We start from the raw sequence: 18,137 nt of genomic DNA, 5'->3' as shown, positions 1-18,137 counted from the left end.
ACCACTATAAATCAAGATTTTCAAAGACTTCATATGTTGCATCTCTGACAGTTCGAGCAGCTTCAAAGAACTCTTTTTTCTCAATATCATTCATATGAATAGGTACAATCATGGCAATGCCTCTTTTACTTATAACTGCCGGTACGCCCAATGATACATCATCAACCATTTCAATTTCACCATCTAAAAAACTGCTTACTGTTAAAACCCTATGAGTATCTGTAATAATGGTTGAAATTAAATTCGAAATAGCAAATGCCGGACCGTATTCGGTTGCACCTTTTTTGGAAATGATTGTATTTCCAGCGTGTTTCAGCTGATTTACCAATCCTCTTATATCCAAATCAACATATTCAACGAAGTATTTAAGCGGTATACCACCAATTGTTGTAGAACTTAAAAGAGGCACCATATGGTCACCGTGTTCACCTATTACCCTAGTGTGCACTTCAGAACTGTTAATGTCAATTTGTCTTGAGAAATAATTTTTCAGTCTCAATGAATCAAGGTGATTTCCAACACCAATTACTTTACTCTTTTTAAATCCTGATGCCTTAAGAGCAACAGTAGTCATCACATCTACAGGGTTTGTTGCAACCAAAATAATGGAATCCGGTGCATATTCTGCAATTTTTTTAGAATAGCAGCTGACGATTTTTGCATTAGGAACAGCAAGATCAAGTCGTTTCATACCTTCTTCCCTGTGGATTCCTGCTGCTATAAGAACTATATCTGAACCTGCAATATCATTAAAATCTGAAGTGGGTGTTAACTTACAGTCAATATCACGTGCCGCCAGTGCATCATACATATCATAAGTTTCACCTTTGGCTTTATCAAGACTTTCAGGTCTTGAAAACATTACTATTTCATCAACTGTATCTTCACGTGCTAGGGTAAATGCAACATTTTTACCTATAATTCCAGTTGATCCTAAAATACTTACCTTTACCATATCATTTATATTGGTTTTCAATATAAAAATAGCTTACTAATTTATTAATTATATGATAAAATTGTTTAAATTTCAATATGAAAATTTAAAAAATGATAAGTTAAGCTAAAAATAATTGTAATTGTTCATATAACAATAGATTTATATTTTTTATCGTTCCAATTAAATAATATGCAAGATGAAGAATTAAAAATGGAAACCAAATGTTATGATGCTAATGAATACGGATATCTATACGGCCTTAATCAGAAAATTCCGGATGAGGAATTTGAAAAGGTGAAACCTTATTTTAGAAAATTCAAAAGAATGGATTTTGTTGAAGGCAATGTTCAGGTAACCGGCAGACCTGAGGGATGGAGATGCCTTGAAAAGGATGTTGCAAAAGTAGAAGAAATACTTGAGATAACAAACACTCTCGAATCAAGACAAAACAAAATAAAACAAGCTTTTGCAGACCCTATCAAAAAATCCAACTTAATAGACCAGTCATATGAATGGCTGAAAATGCTATTTGAAAAAAGTGGTACCCGTCCGGAACAGGACCTGTCAAGACTTGCAGTCCATTCCACAAAAATATATGACCCTCAGGACAGCTTTAAAAATGGTGCAGAAAATGGAGAAGGTGAATTATTCATATACACTCCTCATGGAATGTGGTACATAATCAATAACTCAGGTGAATTTTCAGACACTTCCCTGAATAATGTTAAAACAAAACAGGGAGGAGCAGTCGGCCACAGAATGATGTATAATGATTTAATTGACAGACTGATTAGAATATATACTGAAGAGAACCTTTATACCGGTGAGCAATTATATTAGTTATCTTCTAATGAAGATGAAATATACTGAAACTGCAATCAAAACAACAAAAACAATAATTGCTAAAATCCAATTTACAAAACCGTAAATCAGTGCTGTAATGAAAAATATTGCCAGATATATCAATGTGATTACATTGCTTTTGTGATATATTGAGTTAATTCTTCCAATAGCATGATTATCTAGTTTTGCACCGCAATTGCTGCAAACTGACTCTTGCGGTGATAAAATCTTATTGCACTTTGGACATCTTTGCATTGCCATGATTATATTATATATTTAAATAATTAAATATTTTATTGATGAAAATAATAATTATTAATAGTTAAATTTGAATAGGTGGTTTAATTATCATGCAAAAAATTGTAAATGCACATTGTCATATTTACCCGGAAAAAATAGCTTCAAAAGCAGTTGTTGGAATTAGAGATTTCTACGATTTGGACATGTCCCTGAACGGAACAGTTGATGACTTGCTTAGAGACGGTGAAAAAGTAGGAGTGACACATTATCTCATTCATTCTGTTGCAACCACTCCAAAACAGGTAAAATCAATCAATGAATTCATTGCAGAGTCTGTAAATCAGCACCCAGATAAGTTCACAGGTTTCGGAACACTTCACCCAGACAGTGAAGATATCCAAGGGGATTTTGATTACCTGATTGAATTGGGGCTTAAAGGAGTCAAGCTGCATCCTGATTTTCAAATGTTTGCAATGGATGAGGAACGTGCATTTAAGATAGGTGAAATAGTTAATGAAGCAAATGTTCCAATGCTGGTGCACTGTGGAGACTTCAGATACAATTATTCCAATCCAGAACAGATTAAACCATTTTTAGATAAATTTCCTGAAATAACATTTATTGGCGCTCATTTTGCAGGATGGAGCGTTTGGAAGGAAGCTACTGAAAAACTGGCAGGAACACCAAACCTTTATGTTGATTTAAGTTCCAGCCTATATGACCTGACACCTGAAGAGGCATATGATTTGATTCATGCATATGGAGCAGACCATGTGCTTTGGGGTACCGATTATCCTATGTGGGAATCTGTCAGTGAAATGGAATACTTTAATAAAATCGATTTGACTGATAAAGAACGATTCCAGATTCTCTATGACAATGCTTCAAAAATATTAAAACTTAAATAAGTTTCAATTATATTTTTTCTTTATATTTTTAAATATAATTACTATTCTATTATTGATGTTGTTGGAACATTAACTAAAAGTAAAAATCCAAATGCCTATTGGAGAAAATTAAAACAACGACTAAAAGAATTAGGTAATGAAACTGTGACAAATTGTCACACTTTAAAAATACCTGCAAAAGAAGGGTAAACTCAGAAAAACTGATGTTGAAATACTATTGAATTATTAAGACTAATTCAATCGCCTTTAAAAAGAAAGTTTAAGGGACAATATGACTAATATTGAATTAATCTTAAACATGTTAGCAGATTATTAGTCAGAATAATTCATCTAATCCTGAATTGTTAAACAATAATGCTCAAAAAACATTAAATGAATTTAATAGTAAATAGTTTTAACTATTTACTTTTTAAATGCATTAACTGCAGGTGGAGTCAATAACTCTTTTTCAATCATTTCATCAACTTCACCTTGACTAAACCATCCGTAATCATCATGCTCTTCACTGATGACTACCTCATCACTTTTGCAAGTTACTTTCATGATTAACTGAATTGAATTTACTTGCTCTTTTGTCTTGCATGCAGTATATTGCTTTTGAACCACATTATATAATGATTCAATATCAATTTCCAAACCGGTCTCTTCCATATATTCCCTTTTCAAGGCTTCATCAAAAAATTCTGACTTTTTAACCTTGCCACCAGGAATTTCCCATTTTCCTGCATCATGTGCTGATTTGGATCTTATTTTCAAAAGCAGTATCTTATCCTTATATTCACAGATTCCACGTACAGTCAATCCCCACATTGTTGACATATATGTCACCTAAAAAAAAGAAAATTAAGGGATTTAATCCCTATCTCATTGCTTTTTCAACAGCTACAGCTACTGCAACTGAAGCTCCTACCATAGGATTGTTTCCCATACCAATCAGTCCCATCATTTCCACGTGTGCTGGAACTGATGAGGAACCGGCGAATTGAGCGTCAGAGTGCATTCTTCCCAAGGTATCTGTCATACCATATGATGCTGGTCCTGCTGCCATATTGTCCGGGTGAAGAGTTCTTCCTGTTCCTCCACCTGATGCAACAGAGAAGTATTTTTTGCCTTGAAGAAGGCATTCTTTTTTGTATGTTCCGGCTACAGGATGCTGGAAACGTGTAGGGTTGGTTGAATTACCTGTAATAGATACATCAACTCCTTCAAGATGCATGATTGCTACACCTTCACGTACGTCATCTGCACCATAACATCTCACTTTTGCCCTTTCACCATCAGAATATGCTTTTTCTTTAATGATTTTTACTTCACCTGTGAAGTAGTCAAATTCAGTTTCAACGTGAGTAAATCCATTGATTCTTGAAATGATTAATGCAGCATCTTTTCCAAGACCGTTTAAGATAACTCTTAATGGTTTTTCACGCACTTCATTTGCTGAGTTTGCTATACCTATTGCACCTTCAGCAGCTGCGAAACTTTCGTGACCTGCAAGGAATGCAAAGCATTCACTTTCATCACTTAAAAGCATTGAAGCCAAATTACCGTGTCCAAGTCCAACCTGTCTGTCATCTGCTACACTTCCAGGAATACAGAATGCCTGAAGTCCTTCACCAATAGCTTTTGCAGCATCAGATGCTTTGGTGCATCCCTGTTTTACTGCTATTGCTGCTCCAAGAGTATATGCCCAGCATGCGTTTTCAAAACAGATTGGCTGAACGCCTTTAACAATTTCATATGGGTCAAATCCTTTGTCAAGACAAATCTGTCTAGCTTCTTCAAGGTCTTTAATTCCATATTTTTCAAGTACTGGAGTGATCTGGTCGATTCTTCTTTCATAACTTTCAAATAAACTCATAATTATTCACTCCTTGGATCTATTTTTTTAACTGCATCATCAAACCTGCCGTATTGGCCTGATGCTTTTTCAATAGCTTCAGCAGGGTCAACACCATCCTTGATTAAATCAAGCATGATTCCTAAGCTGATATACTTATAACCGATAATTTCATTATCTTCATCAAGTCCGATTTCAGTAATGTATCCTTCAGTAAGCTCCAAATATCTTGGACCTTTTTCTTTTGTGGAATAGATTGTACCAACTTGGCTTCTGTGGCCTTTACCTAAATCTTCAAGGCCTGCACCAATCTGAAGACCTCCTTCAGAAAATGCTGACTGGGTTCTTCCATATACAATCTGTAAGAATAATTCACGCATTGCGGTGTTTATCGCATCACATACAAGGTCTGTATTTAATGCTTCAAGAATGGTCTTTCCAACAAGAATTTCACCTGCCATAGCAGCTGAATGAGTCATACCTGAACATCCTATTGTTTCAACCAAAGCTTCTTCAATAATACCTTCTTTAACGTTTAATGTTAATTTACAGCATCCCTGTTGCGGTGCGCACCATCCGATTCCATGAGTAAAACCGGAAATATCACTAATCTGTTTTGCTTTTACCCATTTACCTTCTTCAGGTATTGGAGCAGGGTCGTGATTTGCACCTTTTTTTACAGGACACATATTTTCAATTTCTGTTGAATATATCATCTTCTTTCTCCAAAATTTTTTTACTATTTATATTTTTAATGTTTTTAATTAATAGATTTTTTGCAAAATGTATTCAATAATTAATCTTATTAGCAATGCCAATTAAATTATGATTATGAATATATTCATTAATGCCGATGGCTACAAGGAAATTGCTTTAAAAACAGAATATGAACTGATTGGATATTCTGATGAATTAGATATTGATGTCGTTGATGATATTGATAAAGCAGATATCATTTTTTCAATTGGTGGGGATGGAACATTTTTAAAAACAGCCCGTTTATCTGATTTGCCGATTATTGGGATAAACACAGGAACTTTAGGTTATCTTACAGAAATCAACCCATGTGACTTGAAGTCTGCACTAAAAGACATTTTGGACGGAAATTATTATATTGAAGAGAGAATGATGCTTGAAGGTGAAGTCATTAAATCTGATGGAGAGATAATTAAAATACCTGAATCACTTAATGAGATTGCAATTTCCAAAAACATTTCCGGTGTCGTTAGGTTCGATGCAATTGTTAACGAAAAATTGATTAATTCATATACTGCAGACGGCATATTAGTCTGCACTCCAACAGGCTCTACAGCCTATAATCTGTCATGCGGAGGACCTATTGTAGATCCAACAGCTGAAATCATCACATTAACACCGATTGCTCCACATACAATTATAAACAGAAGCATAATTCTTTCTGACGACTCCACGGTTGAGATTAAAATAACAGAATTAAGAGAAAATACTTCATCTTACGTATTGTACGACGGTATCGCAATAGAAGTATTCAGCGGTGATGCAATAAAGATTAAAAAATCTGATAAAGTTACAAAAATAATAAAACTTGAAGACAGAAGCTTCATCGACACTATACGTGAAAACATCAGTTAACTGTAATGCAGTCATTAGGACAGATTGCTACACATACCCTGCAGCTTTTACAGACCTGAGCGTCACGAACTGAGCAGCTGTCATCAACAACAATCAAAACATTGTTTGGACATGCAATTGAACATTTTTCACAGCCGTCACAATCATTTGTATTGATGTCAATATGGCATTCTTCAATAACTTCTTGTTTGTCTTTTTTTCTTTTAAAAAGTGAACCTAAACCCATATTTATCAAAAAAAAATAGAATTTAAAGGATTAAAATTTTAATCCTAATTCGTAAGCTTCTTTCAGTTTGTCTTTTTGCTCTTCAGCAACGATACCTGCAGGACCTGCTGAACCTGCATCAACATGGCCGAGTACATCATAACCTACAAATGTGAACGGTGAGAATTTTGTAAGTTCAATGTATTGTTCATATGTTCCTTCAGGCTGGTTTTCAGTGAATATTAATGCAGCTTTACCTGATAAACTTTCCTCTACGTTTTTACCGATTTTGTAGAAACGGTCAATGATTAATTTGCCTTGAGCGGTCATCTGACCATAATAAATAGGTGTTGCAAATATTACTCCGTCAGCTGCAATCAAATCAGCAATTATTTTGTTTCCGTCATCTCCACGGATACATTCAGGGTGTTCTGCACAGTACATGCATGCTTTACATGGTGCAATTTCTTCATCTTCAAGGTAGTATTTTACAACTTCTCCGCCGTTTTCTTCAATACCTTTTATCATTTCATCCATTAATACGTCACAATTTCCGCCTTTACGAGGACTTGCTTGAAGTGCTATAATTTTCATTTTTTCACTACTCTCCTAAAATTATGATTAAAAATATATATTTTAAATAATAAATAGGTTATTGTTAAATTTTCATTAAATAAATCAAGGAATTTTTATGAGATTATCCAAATCTAAAATTAACACTTATTTGAAATGCCCGCTGGAGTTCAAATTTCAGTATGTTGATGAAATCGAGGCAAAGCCTAACAAATATATGATTTTGGGAAGTGATGTTCATTCTGTAGCAGAAACATTTGCCGATAAGTTCGGAGATGAACTGGAAAATGTCAACATTGAAAATGAACTTTTAAAAATCAGCAATGAGATGGATATAGGCTATGATTTAGAAAACCACATTGAAAACTTAAGCATTTTTTTCAAAGAGGTATTTGTTGACGGCAATTATAAGCTCTTTAGCCAAGAGGAATATCTTCATGATGAAGTCCACCGCTTTTCGGGAATATGCGACATCATTTTAGAGGATGAAAATGGCGATCTTGTAGTAATAGATTATAAAACAAGCAACTCCAATACTTTTTCCAAATATCGCCGTGAACTATGCTATTACAAATTGCTTGTTGAAAATGTATATGAAAAGGATGTTTCCAAGGTTGGAATATTTTTCACCAAGAATGGCCGTCTAAGATTACTTGATGTTGCTGAAGAGGATAATAAACGCAAGTTTTTAAATTCAACTGAGATTAATGATGCCATCGATACTTTCTATGAAGTGAGAAAGGAAGTCAACAACGGCAATTTCTATCCCAAATATCAATTTTTATGCAGATACTGCACTTATAAAAAAATATGTGACGAATATTTCTAATATTTTATTGACTGTGAAACGGGATTATTTTAGACTCAATAATATTGAAAATGTTGTTTAAATATTCATTACATGATTAAATTTGAATTGATATAATGTAGGCAATATTTCATTTTATTGAACTTTAAGATAATTTTGCCAAATCACAATCGCATTAGGCATATGATTTTTTAAATTTTAAATGTTTTAATAAATAAACCACTGAAATTCACTTTCTGGCAGTAATTGTCATCCATTGTACAAACTTATCTGAAAAGGAAATATGGTCATAATCATCGGGAATTCTTTTAACTCCACCATCTGATTTGACAATCTCTTCATTGTTTTTTGCATCTCTTAAATACACTGTAATTTCTGAATAGCCATTATTTTGTAAATAAGATTTCAATTCCTCATCATTATAAACAGTCATGTCAATCAGCTTTTCTGATATTTTCATCACCATGTTATCGGATCCGTTGGATTCCATACCTATCAGGAATATTCCACCAGGTTTCAATACTCTTTTTACTTCCCCGAATGATTTTTCAATGTCCGGCCAGAAATATACTGTCTCAAATGCTGTAACTATGTCAAAGCTATTGTCTTCGAACGGTAAATTCTTGACATTTCCTTCAAGCACTTCCACTTTTCCCTCACCGATATAATCCTGATTTACTTCACGTGACAGGTTTACACTTTCAACACTATAATCTACACCATATACCTTTTTGGCTTCCTTTGCCATGCGGTTGATGTTAATTCCACCTCCACAGCCAATATCCAGTATTATGTCATCCGGATTGATATTCAAGTGTTTTAAACCCCATAATGATACCGGAGTGTGTTCTTTGTTCATTGATTTAAGTTGAATATTGCCTAGTTTTCCTTTTGGTTTTCTCATATTGTCAAATATTCCCATTCATATCACCTTAGGGATGAATCTGTTTACTTTTTTAGAATACAATATATAATCATTACCATACATGTCAGTTAACCATTTTTCTTCAGTGTTTTTAAGAGATACTGATAAAAATATCCAATATAAGACAGGTAAGATAAACAAGTAGATATTTGTGGACATTAAGACTAATCCTGTAGATGCATACAAAAATGCAGCATATATGGGATGTCTTATAATTCCATATATTCCGTCTGTTTTAAGTTTATTTGATTTTATATTTTCATCAATATCTGATTTTGCTGAAAATATCCAAACTGCTATACCAATTACAATCAACAATATCCCAAAAATTGTAATTAATGAGTTTAATATGTTTATTTCGATTTTTGGAATTATCTTATAGTTTGTTAATATCAATCCCAATATTGCTGTTGCAATCAGTGGCGCAATCAAAATTGGTCCAACACCATATAAAGGCAAATGATTATTATTTTTTACCATAATCATATTTAATATATGAAACTATAAATATTTTGGTATGCCTAAATTTTTATAAAAAAGAAGTTGATGGGAAATAATTCCCATTTAATTTAAATTTTAGTTTTTCCTATTGATGTTAACACCCAATATTGATAAGACTAACAATAATAAAAGTATTGGATTAGCAGTAGTATGATTGTCTATTGTTTTAGAAATTGTATTTTTAGTTGGTTTTAAAGAAGAGTTATCTGTATTTTGGCTTGAATCATCTGAATCAGAATCATCCTGATTATTAATTGTTGTATTTGTTTTATTAGTTTGATTATCTTTTACTGTAAAATTATCTGAATTAGTTGCATTTTCATATCCGTCAATTGCGCTTTTAATTGTTATTTTATATTTGCCTACAGGCAATGTATGATTAATAATAATTTCATAGTCCTTATTAGCCTCACCAATAGTGATTTCCTGTGTAATGCCGGTTCCATCAATTGAGATAATATATTTACCAGTTACATTAGCGCTAACAACTGCACGAACTTTATCCGGATAAATTATATCATCAGCTTTGATATGCACATCAATCTTACCCGGCAATACATTAAACTCATCATTATTAGTTGCAGTATCATAACCATCAACCAAACTTGTAATAATTGCATTGTATTTTCCTACAGGCAATATTTGACCTAAATCTGTTTGAGCTTCATAAATTTCATTTTGAGAATTAATTTTGCCCAAAACAAAGTTAAAATCCTTATTGGATTGTTCAATATCAACAGTTTTTGAGATATTGGTTCCTGGAACTGTAATAATGTATTTACCACTTACATTAGCACTAACAACTGCATATGCATAACTTGGATAATATACATCATCAACTGTAATATTTACCTCAATTAAACGTGGCAAAACAGTCAAGGTATAAGTTTTGGTCAAATTGATTCCATATGGATCTGTATAAGTTATAGTTATTGGATATTGTCCATTAGTATCTGGAGATTTGATAGTTACCTGTCTTTTATCTGCAGACATTACATGAGTTTCATTTCCAACTTTAACAGTGATTGTACCATCCAAAATCAAATTTTCCTCATTATCTATTAAATTAAACAATATAGGTACATTTTCATTAGCATAAGATACATAATTCTGACTGGTTAAAGTTAGCGGAGGTATATCTGAAGTACTATATATTTCAGTATATATCACATCATTTGGATGTTTAAACTGTATTTTTGCACCATTATAAGTGATGAAACTTACATTACCATACAAATTGGTAGTTAAAGTTGTAGTGTATAATGGATTATCATTTTCATCAAAAATGGACACGATTATGGTTTGATTATATTCACGAGTATCCTGATATAATTTTGACCCATCATCAGAGTTTTCAACACCTGAAACAGGAGTAACACCGTCAATTGTTATCGGAATTTCATTTTTTCTATCATTCCATATATTATTGATGATATTATCATAACCATATAAGGTAGCTGTGAAATTTCTATTGGAAGATGTAATAGGTAACTTTGAGGATTCTGCTTGATTATATTCAAATGTTGTTGTAGTTATTGAAAGTTTTACACCTTCCAAATTCCTAACTGCAATTGCAGAACCATATGATGCATTATTTCCTTTAAAATAGGAATCAATAATTATATTGTCTCCTCTTTCATAGTATACTGCACCACCATGACCTTTTTCAGAATCAGTACCTACCAGATAATTGTCAATGAATCTGCAGTTTATAAGTGTGGATGAAAGATTATTATTTTTAAAAGCCCCTCCTTGAAGAACTGCATGATTGTTTGTGAAATTACAATTTTTAATAGTTCCATTAGGTTTATTCCAATAAAGTCCTCCGGCATGTCTTGAAGCAGTATTGTTTGCAAATACACAGTCAGTAACGGTTCCATTTATACCATACCAGTATAATGCTCCACCGTTACCTGAATGTTCCACTTCATAAACACCATTGTTTATAACATAAGAACGTGCTTCATTATTGGTGAAAATACAGTTTTTAACTGTACCGTTGTGTCCGCCCCAATAAACAGCTCCTCCTTCAACATAATCGATTTGGTTGTTATTACGTAAAACATAATTCTCGTTAAAAATAGTGTTTTGCAATGTCCCTTGAGATCCTCCCCAATACATTGCTCCACCATCACAGTTTAAAGCTGAATTATTGGTAAAACAGGAATTATTAATAACCAGGTTAGTTGCCTCTCCATCAATATACATTGCCCTTTTTCCAGCATTTTTAAATGTAATATTATTTAAGACAACATCAGGAGAAGTTATTGTAAATATTCTAATTCCTTTAGCATCTATAGAATGATTATTTCCATTAATAGTGATTTTATCTTTAATTTGGATTCCATTATTGCTGAAAGCATGGTCATTTTCTGAATCATACTCATAACTTTTATTGAGAATGATTGTTTTGCCATAATTTGAGTTAATGTAATCATTAAGTTCTGTAAATGATCCTGTATCACTATCAGATAACACTGCATCATCACAATCCTGTATAATATTTGTGTCATTATCTTGAGCATTTACACAATTTAAACATGATAATATTAATATTATTGACATAATAATGATATATTTTTTATTCGTTTTCTCACCTCCTTTAATTTTGATAAAGTAAACTGAGATAAAATAAAATTTAATATAAGTATTTTCTCTCAAATAAGGTTAATTCAGACCTAATATAAATAAGTTATTCAAAAAAATAAGAAAAACGCCTTAAAACAATAGTTAAAGGGTAAACTAAAAAGTTAACAAGGAAACTAAATTAAAAAAATAAGTAAAAAAGGAGTTTTATATTAAACTCCAAAAATTAATGTTTTCTTTTGATACAAACCAATGCTGATAAAACTAAAAGCAATACTAAAATAGGATTGCCAGTAGGATGACTTTCTAAATTGGATTTATGTACTTTAGCTGAAACTTTTACATGTTCATCAACAATTACATGAACATTGCCGGTTCCATTGGAAGCATAATAATAATCATTTCCACCAAAAGACACATACACTTTATAATCGCCCTTATAATTTTTAGGGATTGTCCAATCAACACTACCTTTTCCATTAACTATTTTAACAACTTTTTTAGTTCCATCAGGCAATTTAACAGTTACTTTACCTGTAAATTTAGATCCATCTTCCGGTACAACTTTAATAGGAATTGTTACTTTATCACCAGGTTTGCCTGATACATTACCAACAGTAATATCTACAGGCACTTTAGGAATGGTTATTGTTCCTGTACCCTGTGAAGGTAAGTATTTATCATCACCTGAGAATTTAACAGTATCTGGGTATTTACCAGGTTTGTAATCCTTAGGCACATTCCATTTTGCTGTTCCTTTACCATTAACAATCACCACAGTCTGAGTAGTTCCATCAGGGAATGTTATAGTTACATTACCGTTGAATGGAACACCATCATCCGAAGTGACTCTAATATGAACATCAATCTTGGCTCCAGGTTTAGTTGTAATGTTATCCACACTAATGTGGGTTGGAATCTTTTCAACTTTAACTTTATCACTTGCATTGACAGGAGCATGCTCTTCAAATGCTGCACTAACGTTGTTTTCAAAAGTACCTGCTTTATTAGTATTGAAGAATACTCTGAAGCTTGCCTTTTCACCAACATCCAAGGATTGTAAGATGAATGTATATTTTCCATCAGCATTGCTGAATTCCCATTCTCCTTTAATTTTTGAAAATGAATCATAAATTAATTTAGAATTAAAATTTTCTATCACATATACATTGTTTACTGCTCTTGTTCCGTTATTTTCAACTTCAATAACAAAACTGGCCTTTTCAGATACAAATATTGGACTTTCATCAACTGTTTTTGTTACTTTAATGCTTGGATTATGTACAGTAGTGTTAGTTGAATTAACTTCTTTTTCTAAAGTTTCATTAGTAGAAACATGAACAGTATTTTTGAAGGTACCAACTTTAGTAGCTTTATATATCAAAGTAAGAGTGACTGAACTTCCAGGATTTAATATATCTGAATAATAGAATTTATTGCCGTCTTTTGCCCAACTGGAAGTATAATCCAATAATACAAATCCATTAGGAGCATTCTCAGATACTATAATATCAGTTAAAGCATGACCGTTTGCTGGATTTTCAACAGTTATTGTGTATGTTACATTTTCACCAACATCAACTTCCGTATCTTCAGTATTTTTATGAATTGGCAAGTCAATGATTTCAAAGTCATTTGTTGCATGTGCATCAGTATAGTATTCATCCCATTCGTGTTCTGCGGTTACAGTGTAATTTCCAGGTTTGAGGCTTTGCATTAGTTTAGGGAAATCACCACAAATGTCAGTCAATACACCTTGCTTTTCAAAAACAACATTTCCAGTTTCTTTATTAACAATTTTTACATTTAACAATTGTGCATTTTCACGAGCATCTTGCCAAATTTTAAAGTTTTCACCTTGAGATATAAAAGCACCTAATAATTCTGAAGAAATTGGACTTGATTGACTCAATACATCTTGAGCATTGGTTTTATCTGCACCATCAACAGGATTTACAAATCCAACTGGAGTAGTTACAGTATCTAATTTACCATTAACATAAGCATCATAAGTAATATTACTTATAAACACCCAAGTAGTGTCTTTTTCATTCCAAATTGCATTGGCAATATTATCCCAACCTGCAAATACTATTTTTACAGTAACGTTGCTTGGATAATAACTTAATTTCTTATCAACATCCACTGTTAATGATGATGAATCCGCCCTATTTTTACCAAATACTGAGTTGGATAAATATAATGTATTATATAATCTATTATCACCAATTTTATCTGATAAAAGAATTGCAGATCCAAAACTTGCATTGTTACCATCAAATTTACAATTGGAAATGTTTGCTAAACCATTTACAGATATTCCTCCACCTTTATGAGCTACATTATCATTAAATAAACAATTATCAATGAAAACATAGAACCTTTTAGAATTTCTGTCTCTTAAATGTATTGCACCACCTGCACCTTTAGATGCAGAATTACCAGTGAAATTACAGTTATATACATGTGCAGTATTTTTTCCAGATTGCGCAAGATTTGAATTCCTTAAGTCAATATATAATGCTCCTGCATTTGATTTAGAAGTATTATTAGTAAATATACAATTGGAAATGGTAGGGTTTGATCCTACTGATGATATAGCAGCACCAGTAGCGCCACTATTTTGAGCATAATTTTTTGTGAAATTACATTTGTCAATAATAACATCTTGACAAGCATCATTTACATAAATACCTCCACCATAGGTAGCATTATTCAAATCAAATTGTGAATTTGAGATTACTGCCTTATTACCAGTAACATATATTCCTCCACCAAGATGGTCTTGTGAAGATGAATCCCATATTACAGTATTTTTTTCAAAATGACAATCTGAAATTTGTACATTATTACCGTGGACATATACACCCGCACCTTTAGGACCGTCTTTTTGAGATAATGGAGTAATGTCCTTTACTTTATTATCAGTAAAATTGCATCTAATAACATTTCCATCATTACCATTGACCATTACTGCTCCACCATAACGTGCTAAATTATTATTAAAACTAGAACCACTTACAGTTCCAGAATTTGTAATTAAAATTGCACCACCGACGGAATCAGTTGCATTATTGTTATTGTATTTTGAATTTATTATTTTAGTGTTTTTACCACTTGCAAATATTGCTCCTCCACCATTATTAGTTTCTTTGTTAGTGGATTGAATACATGTTGCACTATTTCTTTCAAAAATGCAATTATTTACTTCAAATTTTTCAGATGATGAATAAATTGCACCACCATGGTCTGCAGTATTCCCTTCAAATGTTGAATCGTAAACTTTAATTTTATTTTCACCAATATATAATGCTCCACCATTTCGTTTTGCAGAATTATTTATAAATGTAGATTTGTTAACAATTGTATTGGCTCCTACCTGAGCAGCACCTGCATTATTTATAGCACAGTTATTAATGAAATAATTATTGTAGAATGATTTAATAAGATTATTTGCATATAACGCCCCACATCCGACTCCAGAATTATTTATGAAATAATTGTTTTCTATGTTTACTTCGCCGTTAAACTTTAAATAAACTGCACCGCCAGATTTTCCAGCTGAATTATTAATGAATTTACAGTTAATTATTGAAAGATTTACGGTATTAGTAGTATCAAGATTTATAACTCCACCAGCACCAGTTGTATTGGCATTTACAAAAGTAATATTGTTTAAAACAATATGTGGTGAATTATCTCCTTTAATAATTAAAATTCTTGCAATGTTTTTAGCATCAATTGTATGACCTTTTCCATCAATAGTTACTGAATTGGAAAGAACAATACCAGATACAACATCACCTTCAACATAAACATAATTCTTTTCAAGTGAAACTTCACTATTGGTACCTATTTCATTTTTTAATTCTGTAAAATTGCCTTCACTTTCAGGAGCATCTACAATAGGAGTCTCATCAATTGTAACACTTTCAAGTGAAATATCATCATGATTTTGAACAATACTTTCAAAATCATCACTAGCACTTGTGAAATTCAAACAAGATAAAATTAAAATTATTAAAATAAGAATTAGTATTTTGCTTTTCGTATTTTCACCTCCCTTTAATTTGATTGATAAATCAGTAAAAAATTTTTTACTATTTTAATATAAATTTAAAATGTAATATATATTTTTTAAAAAGAGAAAAAAATGACCAAAATAACTAATTTCAAATTTTTAATTATTAGAATATAAATAAATGACTTTTTAAATAATTAGGAATGCCTAAATTTTATAAAAATTAAAAAAAATAATGAAGTTATGAGGAGGCTTCCTCAACTTCATCAAAGTCTACTTTTTCACCTAAAATCTTAAGTCCAATGTACATTACAATTACACCTACAACAAGGGAAATGTACCATGGGATACCTAATCCTGCTGGGATGTAACCGATAAATATTGCCACACAAGCTACAAAGATTGCATAGTAGATTTGTGTTTGTACGTGGTCAATATGGTTACAGCTGGTACCCATTGATGAGAGAATTGTAGTATCTGAAATCGGTGAACAGTGATCTCCGAAAATAGCACCTGTCAATACACCACTGGTACATACAATTGTAAAGTTCATGTCACCGGTACTTACTGCCCATGCAAGAGGAATTGCTAAAGGCATTAAGATACTCATGGTACCGTAAGCGGTACCTGTTGCAAATGAAATTAAAGCACCTAAGATAAAGATTAATGCAGGAACGATAAATTGTGGTATAGTGTCACTTAAAACACCAACCAGATAATCAGCAGTTCCAACTTCACCGATTACTCCTCCTAAAGACCATGCGAGAAGCAAGATTACACCGGTGATAACGATGGTTTTCATACCACCAATCCATTCTGATATTGCATCTTCAATAGTGAGTATTTTTTCACCGACAGCCATAACGATTGCAACAATGGAAGCAAGAAGTGCTGCCTGGAACAATGCAACGGATGCATCAGATTGGGATAATGCTTGGAAAATACCATCAAATGATAATGGAGCTGTTTTCATTAAGGTAATGAGTGCTTGATCTTCTCCACCTAAAATGGTGGTGTATCCACTCCAGTAGAATGCTATTAATGCACCTACAATTAATGTTCCGATTGGAATGATAGCGTTCCATACTGATAATTTGATTCCTTCAACCGGTTTGACTTCATCAAAACCAGGAGCTTCAGGAACAATGATTTCTTCGTCTTCTTTTCTAGCACGTGCATTTTGTTCTGCTTTTTTCATCGGACCGAATTCATATAATGTAATTGCTGAAATTACAATGAAAAGTAAAATGAAAATGTTGTAGAACCTGTAAGGGATGGTCTGTAAGAATATTCCGAAACCAGTTACATTGGTTACTCCAACAGATTCGAAACCTGCTGCAATTAAACTGATTTCCAAACCAATCCAAGTAGAAATAATTGCAATACCCGCTACAGGTGCTGCAGTTGCGTCTACTACAAATGCTAGTTTTTCTCTAGATACTTTAAGTTTGTCCATTACTGGTCTCATGATTGGACCAACGATTAAGGAGTTAGCGTAGTCATCAAAAAATACACATAATCCTAAAAACCAAGTGAATAATTGAGCTTTTCTTGGAGTGTCTGCTCTTTTAGCGAATGCATCTGCAAGAGCTTTTGCTCCACCCATTTTTGTTACCAATTGGATTATACCTCCAATAAGCAAACATTGAAGGATAATACCTGCGTTCCATGGGTCAGCCATACAAGAGATGATTTGTGAACCCATTTGCAGGAATGCGTTGATTGCTGTAGAAATAATGTTTAAATCATTTGCACACAACATGAATTCCCCAACGAATACACCAATAAACAATGAGAGAATTGTTTCTTTAGTAATGAATGCTAATGCAATAGCAATAAGAGGTGGCAGTAAAGTTAAGATACCAAATCTTACTGAATTGTCAGCATCCGCTGGTGTTGTGGAAATCCATAAGGATAAAACAAAAAGGGCTATAATTGAAACAGCTGCAATTAAACCTAATTTCATTTTGTCATTCATTTATTATCACACCATTTTCCTATACATCTATTAAAATAAATAAATTATTTTAAATTAATAAGTCAATTGAGATTAACTTAATATGTACATAATTATATTGATTTTAATAATATAAAAAGATTATAATTTAAAATAAACGACAATTATTGAATGATATATAATAA

At 32.4% G+C, this 18,137-nt stretch carries 16 protein-coding genes; 4 read left to right on the top strand and 12 right to left on the bottom strand.

What is annotated here, in order from left to right; genetic code table 11:
* Positions 1 to 4: 4 nt before the first annotated feature.
* The gene (locus IJ258_RS10000) at positions 5 to 955 is read right to left on the bottom strand and encodes a malate dehydrogenase (protein WP_292806465.1); all 951 of its coding nucleotides are present in this window, start codon (positions 953 to 955) and stop codon (positions 5 to 7) included.
* A gap of 171 nt (positions 956 to 1,126) precedes the next feature.
* On the opposite strand from IJ258_RS10000, the gene IJ258_RS09995 reads away from it, so the two are divergent.
* Positions 1,127 to 1,777, top strand: a complete 651-nt coding sequence (locus IJ258_RS09995) for a hypothetical protein (protein WP_292806463.1) — start codon at positions 1,127 to 1,129, stop codon at positions 1,775 to 1,777.
* Here IJ258_RS09995 and IJ258_RS09990 read toward each other — a convergent pair whose 3' ends face one another.
* The gene (locus IJ258_RS09990) at positions 1,778 to 2,041 is read right to left on the bottom strand and encodes a zinc ribbon domain-containing protein (protein ID WP_292806462.1); all 264 of its coding nucleotides are present in this window, start codon (positions 2,039 to 2,041) and stop codon (positions 1,778 to 1,780) included.
* A gap of 89 nt (positions 2,042 to 2,130) precedes the next feature.
* Between IJ258_RS09990 and IJ258_RS09985 the strand changes: the two genes are divergently transcribed.
* Positions 2,131 to 2,928: an amidohydrolase family protein gene (locus IJ258_RS09985; RefSeq protein WP_292806461.1), complete on the top strand. Its 798-nt coding sequence runs from the start codon at positions 2,131 to 2,133 to the stop codon at positions 2,926 to 2,928.
* Between the two features lie 402 nt (positions 2,929 to 3,330).
* Here IJ258_RS09985 and IJ258_RS09980 read toward each other — a convergent pair whose 3' ends face one another.
* Genes IJ258_RS09980 through IJ258_RS09970 form a run of 3 tightly spaced genes read right to left on the bottom strand, consistent with a single transcriptional unit; the run spans position 3,331 to position 5,481 of the window.
* Complete coding sequence (locus IJ258_RS09980) at positions 3,331 to 3,747, bottom strand: NUDIX domain-containing protein (protein ID WP_292806460.1); 417 nt, start codon at positions 3,745 to 3,747, stop codon at positions 3,331 to 3,333.
* Between the two features lie 40 nt (positions 3,748 to 3,787).
* The gene (locus tag IJ258_RS09975; RefSeq protein ID WP_292806459.1) at positions 3,788 to 4,786 is read right to left on the bottom strand and encodes a GGGtGRT protein; all 999 of its coding nucleotides are present in this window, start codon (positions 4,784 to 4,786) and stop codon (positions 3,788 to 3,790) included.
* Positions 4,787 to 4,788: 2 nt separating this feature from the next.
* Positions 4,789 to 5,481 (bottom strand): iron-sulfur cluster assembly scaffold protein, encoded by a 693-nt coding sequence (locus IJ258_RS09970; protein ID WP_292806458.1) that lies wholly within the window; start codon positions 5,479 to 5,481, stop codon positions 4,789 to 4,791.
* Between the two features lie 109 nt (positions 5,482 to 5,590).
* Between IJ258_RS09970 and IJ258_RS09965 the strand changes: the two genes are divergently transcribed.
* Complete coding sequence (locus IJ258_RS09965; RefSeq protein WP_292806457.1) at positions 5,591 to 6,376, top strand: NAD(+)/NADH kinase; 786 nt, start codon at positions 5,591 to 5,593, stop codon at positions 6,374 to 6,376.
* Here IJ258_RS09965 and IJ258_RS09960 read toward each other — a convergent pair.
* Both IJ258_RS09960 and IJ258_RS09955 read right to left on the bottom strand, forming a co-directional pair.
* Complete coding sequence (locus IJ258_RS09960) at positions 6,369 to 6,602, bottom strand: ATP-binding protein (protein WP_292806456.1); 234 nt, start codon at positions 6,600 to 6,602, stop codon at positions 6,369 to 6,371. The two genes, IJ258_RS09965 and IJ258_RS09960, sit on opposite strands and share 8 nt — an antisense overlap.
* A gap of 30 nt (positions 6,603 to 6,632) precedes the next feature.
* Positions 6,633 to 7,175, bottom strand: coding sequence for a flavodoxin family protein (locus IJ258_RS09955; RefSeq protein WP_292806455.1), 543 nt, complete (start codon positions 7,173 to 7,175; stop codon positions 6,633 to 6,635).
* A gap of 97 nt (positions 7,176 to 7,272) precedes the next feature.
* Between IJ258_RS09955 and IJ258_RS09950 the strand changes: the two genes are divergently transcribed.
* Positions 7,273 to 7,983, top strand: coding sequence for a PD-(D/E)XK nuclease family protein (locus IJ258_RS09950; RefSeq protein ID WP_292806454.1), 711 nt, complete (start codon positions 7,273 to 7,275; stop codon positions 7,981 to 7,983).
* 208 nt (positions 7,984 to 8,191) lie between these two features.
* Here IJ258_RS09950 and IJ258_RS09945 read toward each other — a convergent pair whose 3' ends face one another.
* From IJ258_RS09945 to IJ258_RS09925, 5 genes are all read right to left on the bottom strand, one after another.
* Positions 8,192 to 8,884, bottom strand: coding sequence for a class I SAM-dependent methyltransferase (locus tag IJ258_RS09945; RefSeq protein ID WP_292806453.1), 693 nt, complete (start codon positions 8,882 to 8,884; stop codon positions 8,192 to 8,194).
* Positions 8,885 to 9,367, bottom strand: a complete 483-nt coding sequence (locus IJ258_RS09940) for an isoprenylcysteine carboxylmethyltransferase family protein (RefSeq protein ID WP_292806452.1) — start codon at positions 9,365 to 9,367, stop codon at positions 8,885 to 8,887.
* A gap of 96 nt (positions 9,368 to 9,463) precedes the next feature.
* Positions 9,464 to 11,953 (bottom strand): hypothetical protein, encoded by a 2,490-nt coding sequence (locus IJ258_RS09935; protein WP_292806450.1) that lies wholly within the window; start codon positions 11,951 to 11,953, stop codon positions 9,464 to 9,466.
* 247 nt (positions 11,954 to 12,200) lie between these two features.
* Entirely contained in the window at positions 12,201 to 15,974 is a 3,774-nt protein-coding gene (locus IJ258_RS09930; protein WP_292806448.1) for a right-handed parallel beta-helix repeat-containing protein, read from the bottom strand.
* 262 nt (positions 15,975 to 16,236) lie between these two features.
* The gene (locus IJ258_RS09925) at positions 16,237 to 17,973 is read right to left on the bottom strand and encodes a Na+/H+ antiporter NhaC family protein (protein WP_292806446.1); all 1,737 of its coding nucleotides are present in this window, start codon (positions 17,971 to 17,973) and stop codon (positions 16,237 to 16,239) included.
* Positions 17,974 to 18,137 lie beyond the last annotated feature (164 nt).

This window comes from Methanobrevibacter sp., from assembly GCF_017468685.1.
Lineage (GTDB): Archaea > Methanobacteriota > Methanobacteria > Methanobacteriales > Methanobacteriaceae > Methanocatella.
Note: the sequence above shows the minus strand (reverse complement) of the source record. Positions and strands in the feature narration are given on the sequence as shown.

Excerpts from the sequence above, each read along its gene's own strand:
- IJ258_RS10000 (WP_292806465.1), bottom strand. The coding sequence starts at position 955 with ATGGTAAAGGTAAGTATTTTAGGATCAACTGGAATTATAGGTAAAAAT.
- IJ258_RS09995 (WP_292806463.1), top strand. The coding sequence starts at position 1,127 with ATGCAAGATGAAGAATTAAAAATGGAAACCAAATGTTATGATGCTAAT.
- IJ258_RS09990 (WP_292806462.1), bottom strand. The coding sequence starts at position 2,041 with ATGGCAATGCAAAGATGTCCAAAGTGCAATAAGATTTTATCACCGCAA.
- IJ258_RS09985 (WP_292806461.1), top strand. The coding sequence starts at position 2,131 with ATGCAAAAAATTGTAAATGCACATTGTCATATTTACCCGGAAAAAATA.
- IJ258_RS09980 (WP_292806460.1), bottom strand. The coding sequence starts at position 3,747 with ATGTCAACAATGTGGGGATTGACTGTACGTGGAATCTGTGAATATAAG.
- IJ258_RS09975 (WP_292806459.1), bottom strand. The coding sequence starts at position 4,786 with ATGAGTTTATTTGAAAGTTATGAAAGAAGAATCGACCAGATCACTCCA.
- IJ258_RS09970 (WP_292806458.1), bottom strand. The coding sequence starts at position 5,481 with ATGATATATTCAACAGAAATTGAAAATATGTGTCCTGTAAAAAAAGGT.
- IJ258_RS09965 (WP_292806457.1), top strand. The coding sequence starts at position 5,591 with ATGATTATGAATATATTCATTAATGCCGATGGCTACAAGGAAATTGCT.
- IJ258_RS09960 (WP_292806456.1), bottom strand. The coding sequence starts at position 6,602 with ATGGGTTTAGGTTCACTTTTTAAAAGAAAAAAAGACAAACAAGAAGTT.
- IJ258_RS09955 (WP_292806455.1), bottom strand. The coding sequence starts at position 7,175 with ATGAAAATTATAGCACTTCAAGCAAGTCCTCGTAAAGGCGGAAATTGT.
- IJ258_RS09950 (WP_292806454.1), top strand. The coding sequence starts at position 7,273 with ATGAGATTATCCAAATCTAAAATTAACACTTATTTGAAATGCCCGCTG.
- IJ258_RS09945 (WP_292806453.1), bottom strand. The coding sequence starts at position 8,884 with ATGGGAATATTTGACAATATGAGAAAACCAAAAGGAAAACTAGGCAAT.
- IJ258_RS09940 (WP_292806452.1), bottom strand. The coding sequence starts at position 9,367 with ATGGTAAAAAATAATAATCATTTGCCTTTATATGGTGTTGGACCAATT.
- IJ258_RS09935 (WP_292806450.1), bottom strand. The coding sequence starts at position 11,953 with ATGTCAATAATATTAATATTATCATGTTTAAATTGTGTAAATGCTCAA.
- IJ258_RS09925 (WP_292806446.1), bottom strand. The coding sequence starts at position 17,973 with ATGAATGACAAAATGAAATTAGGTTTAATTGCAGCTGTTTCAATTATA.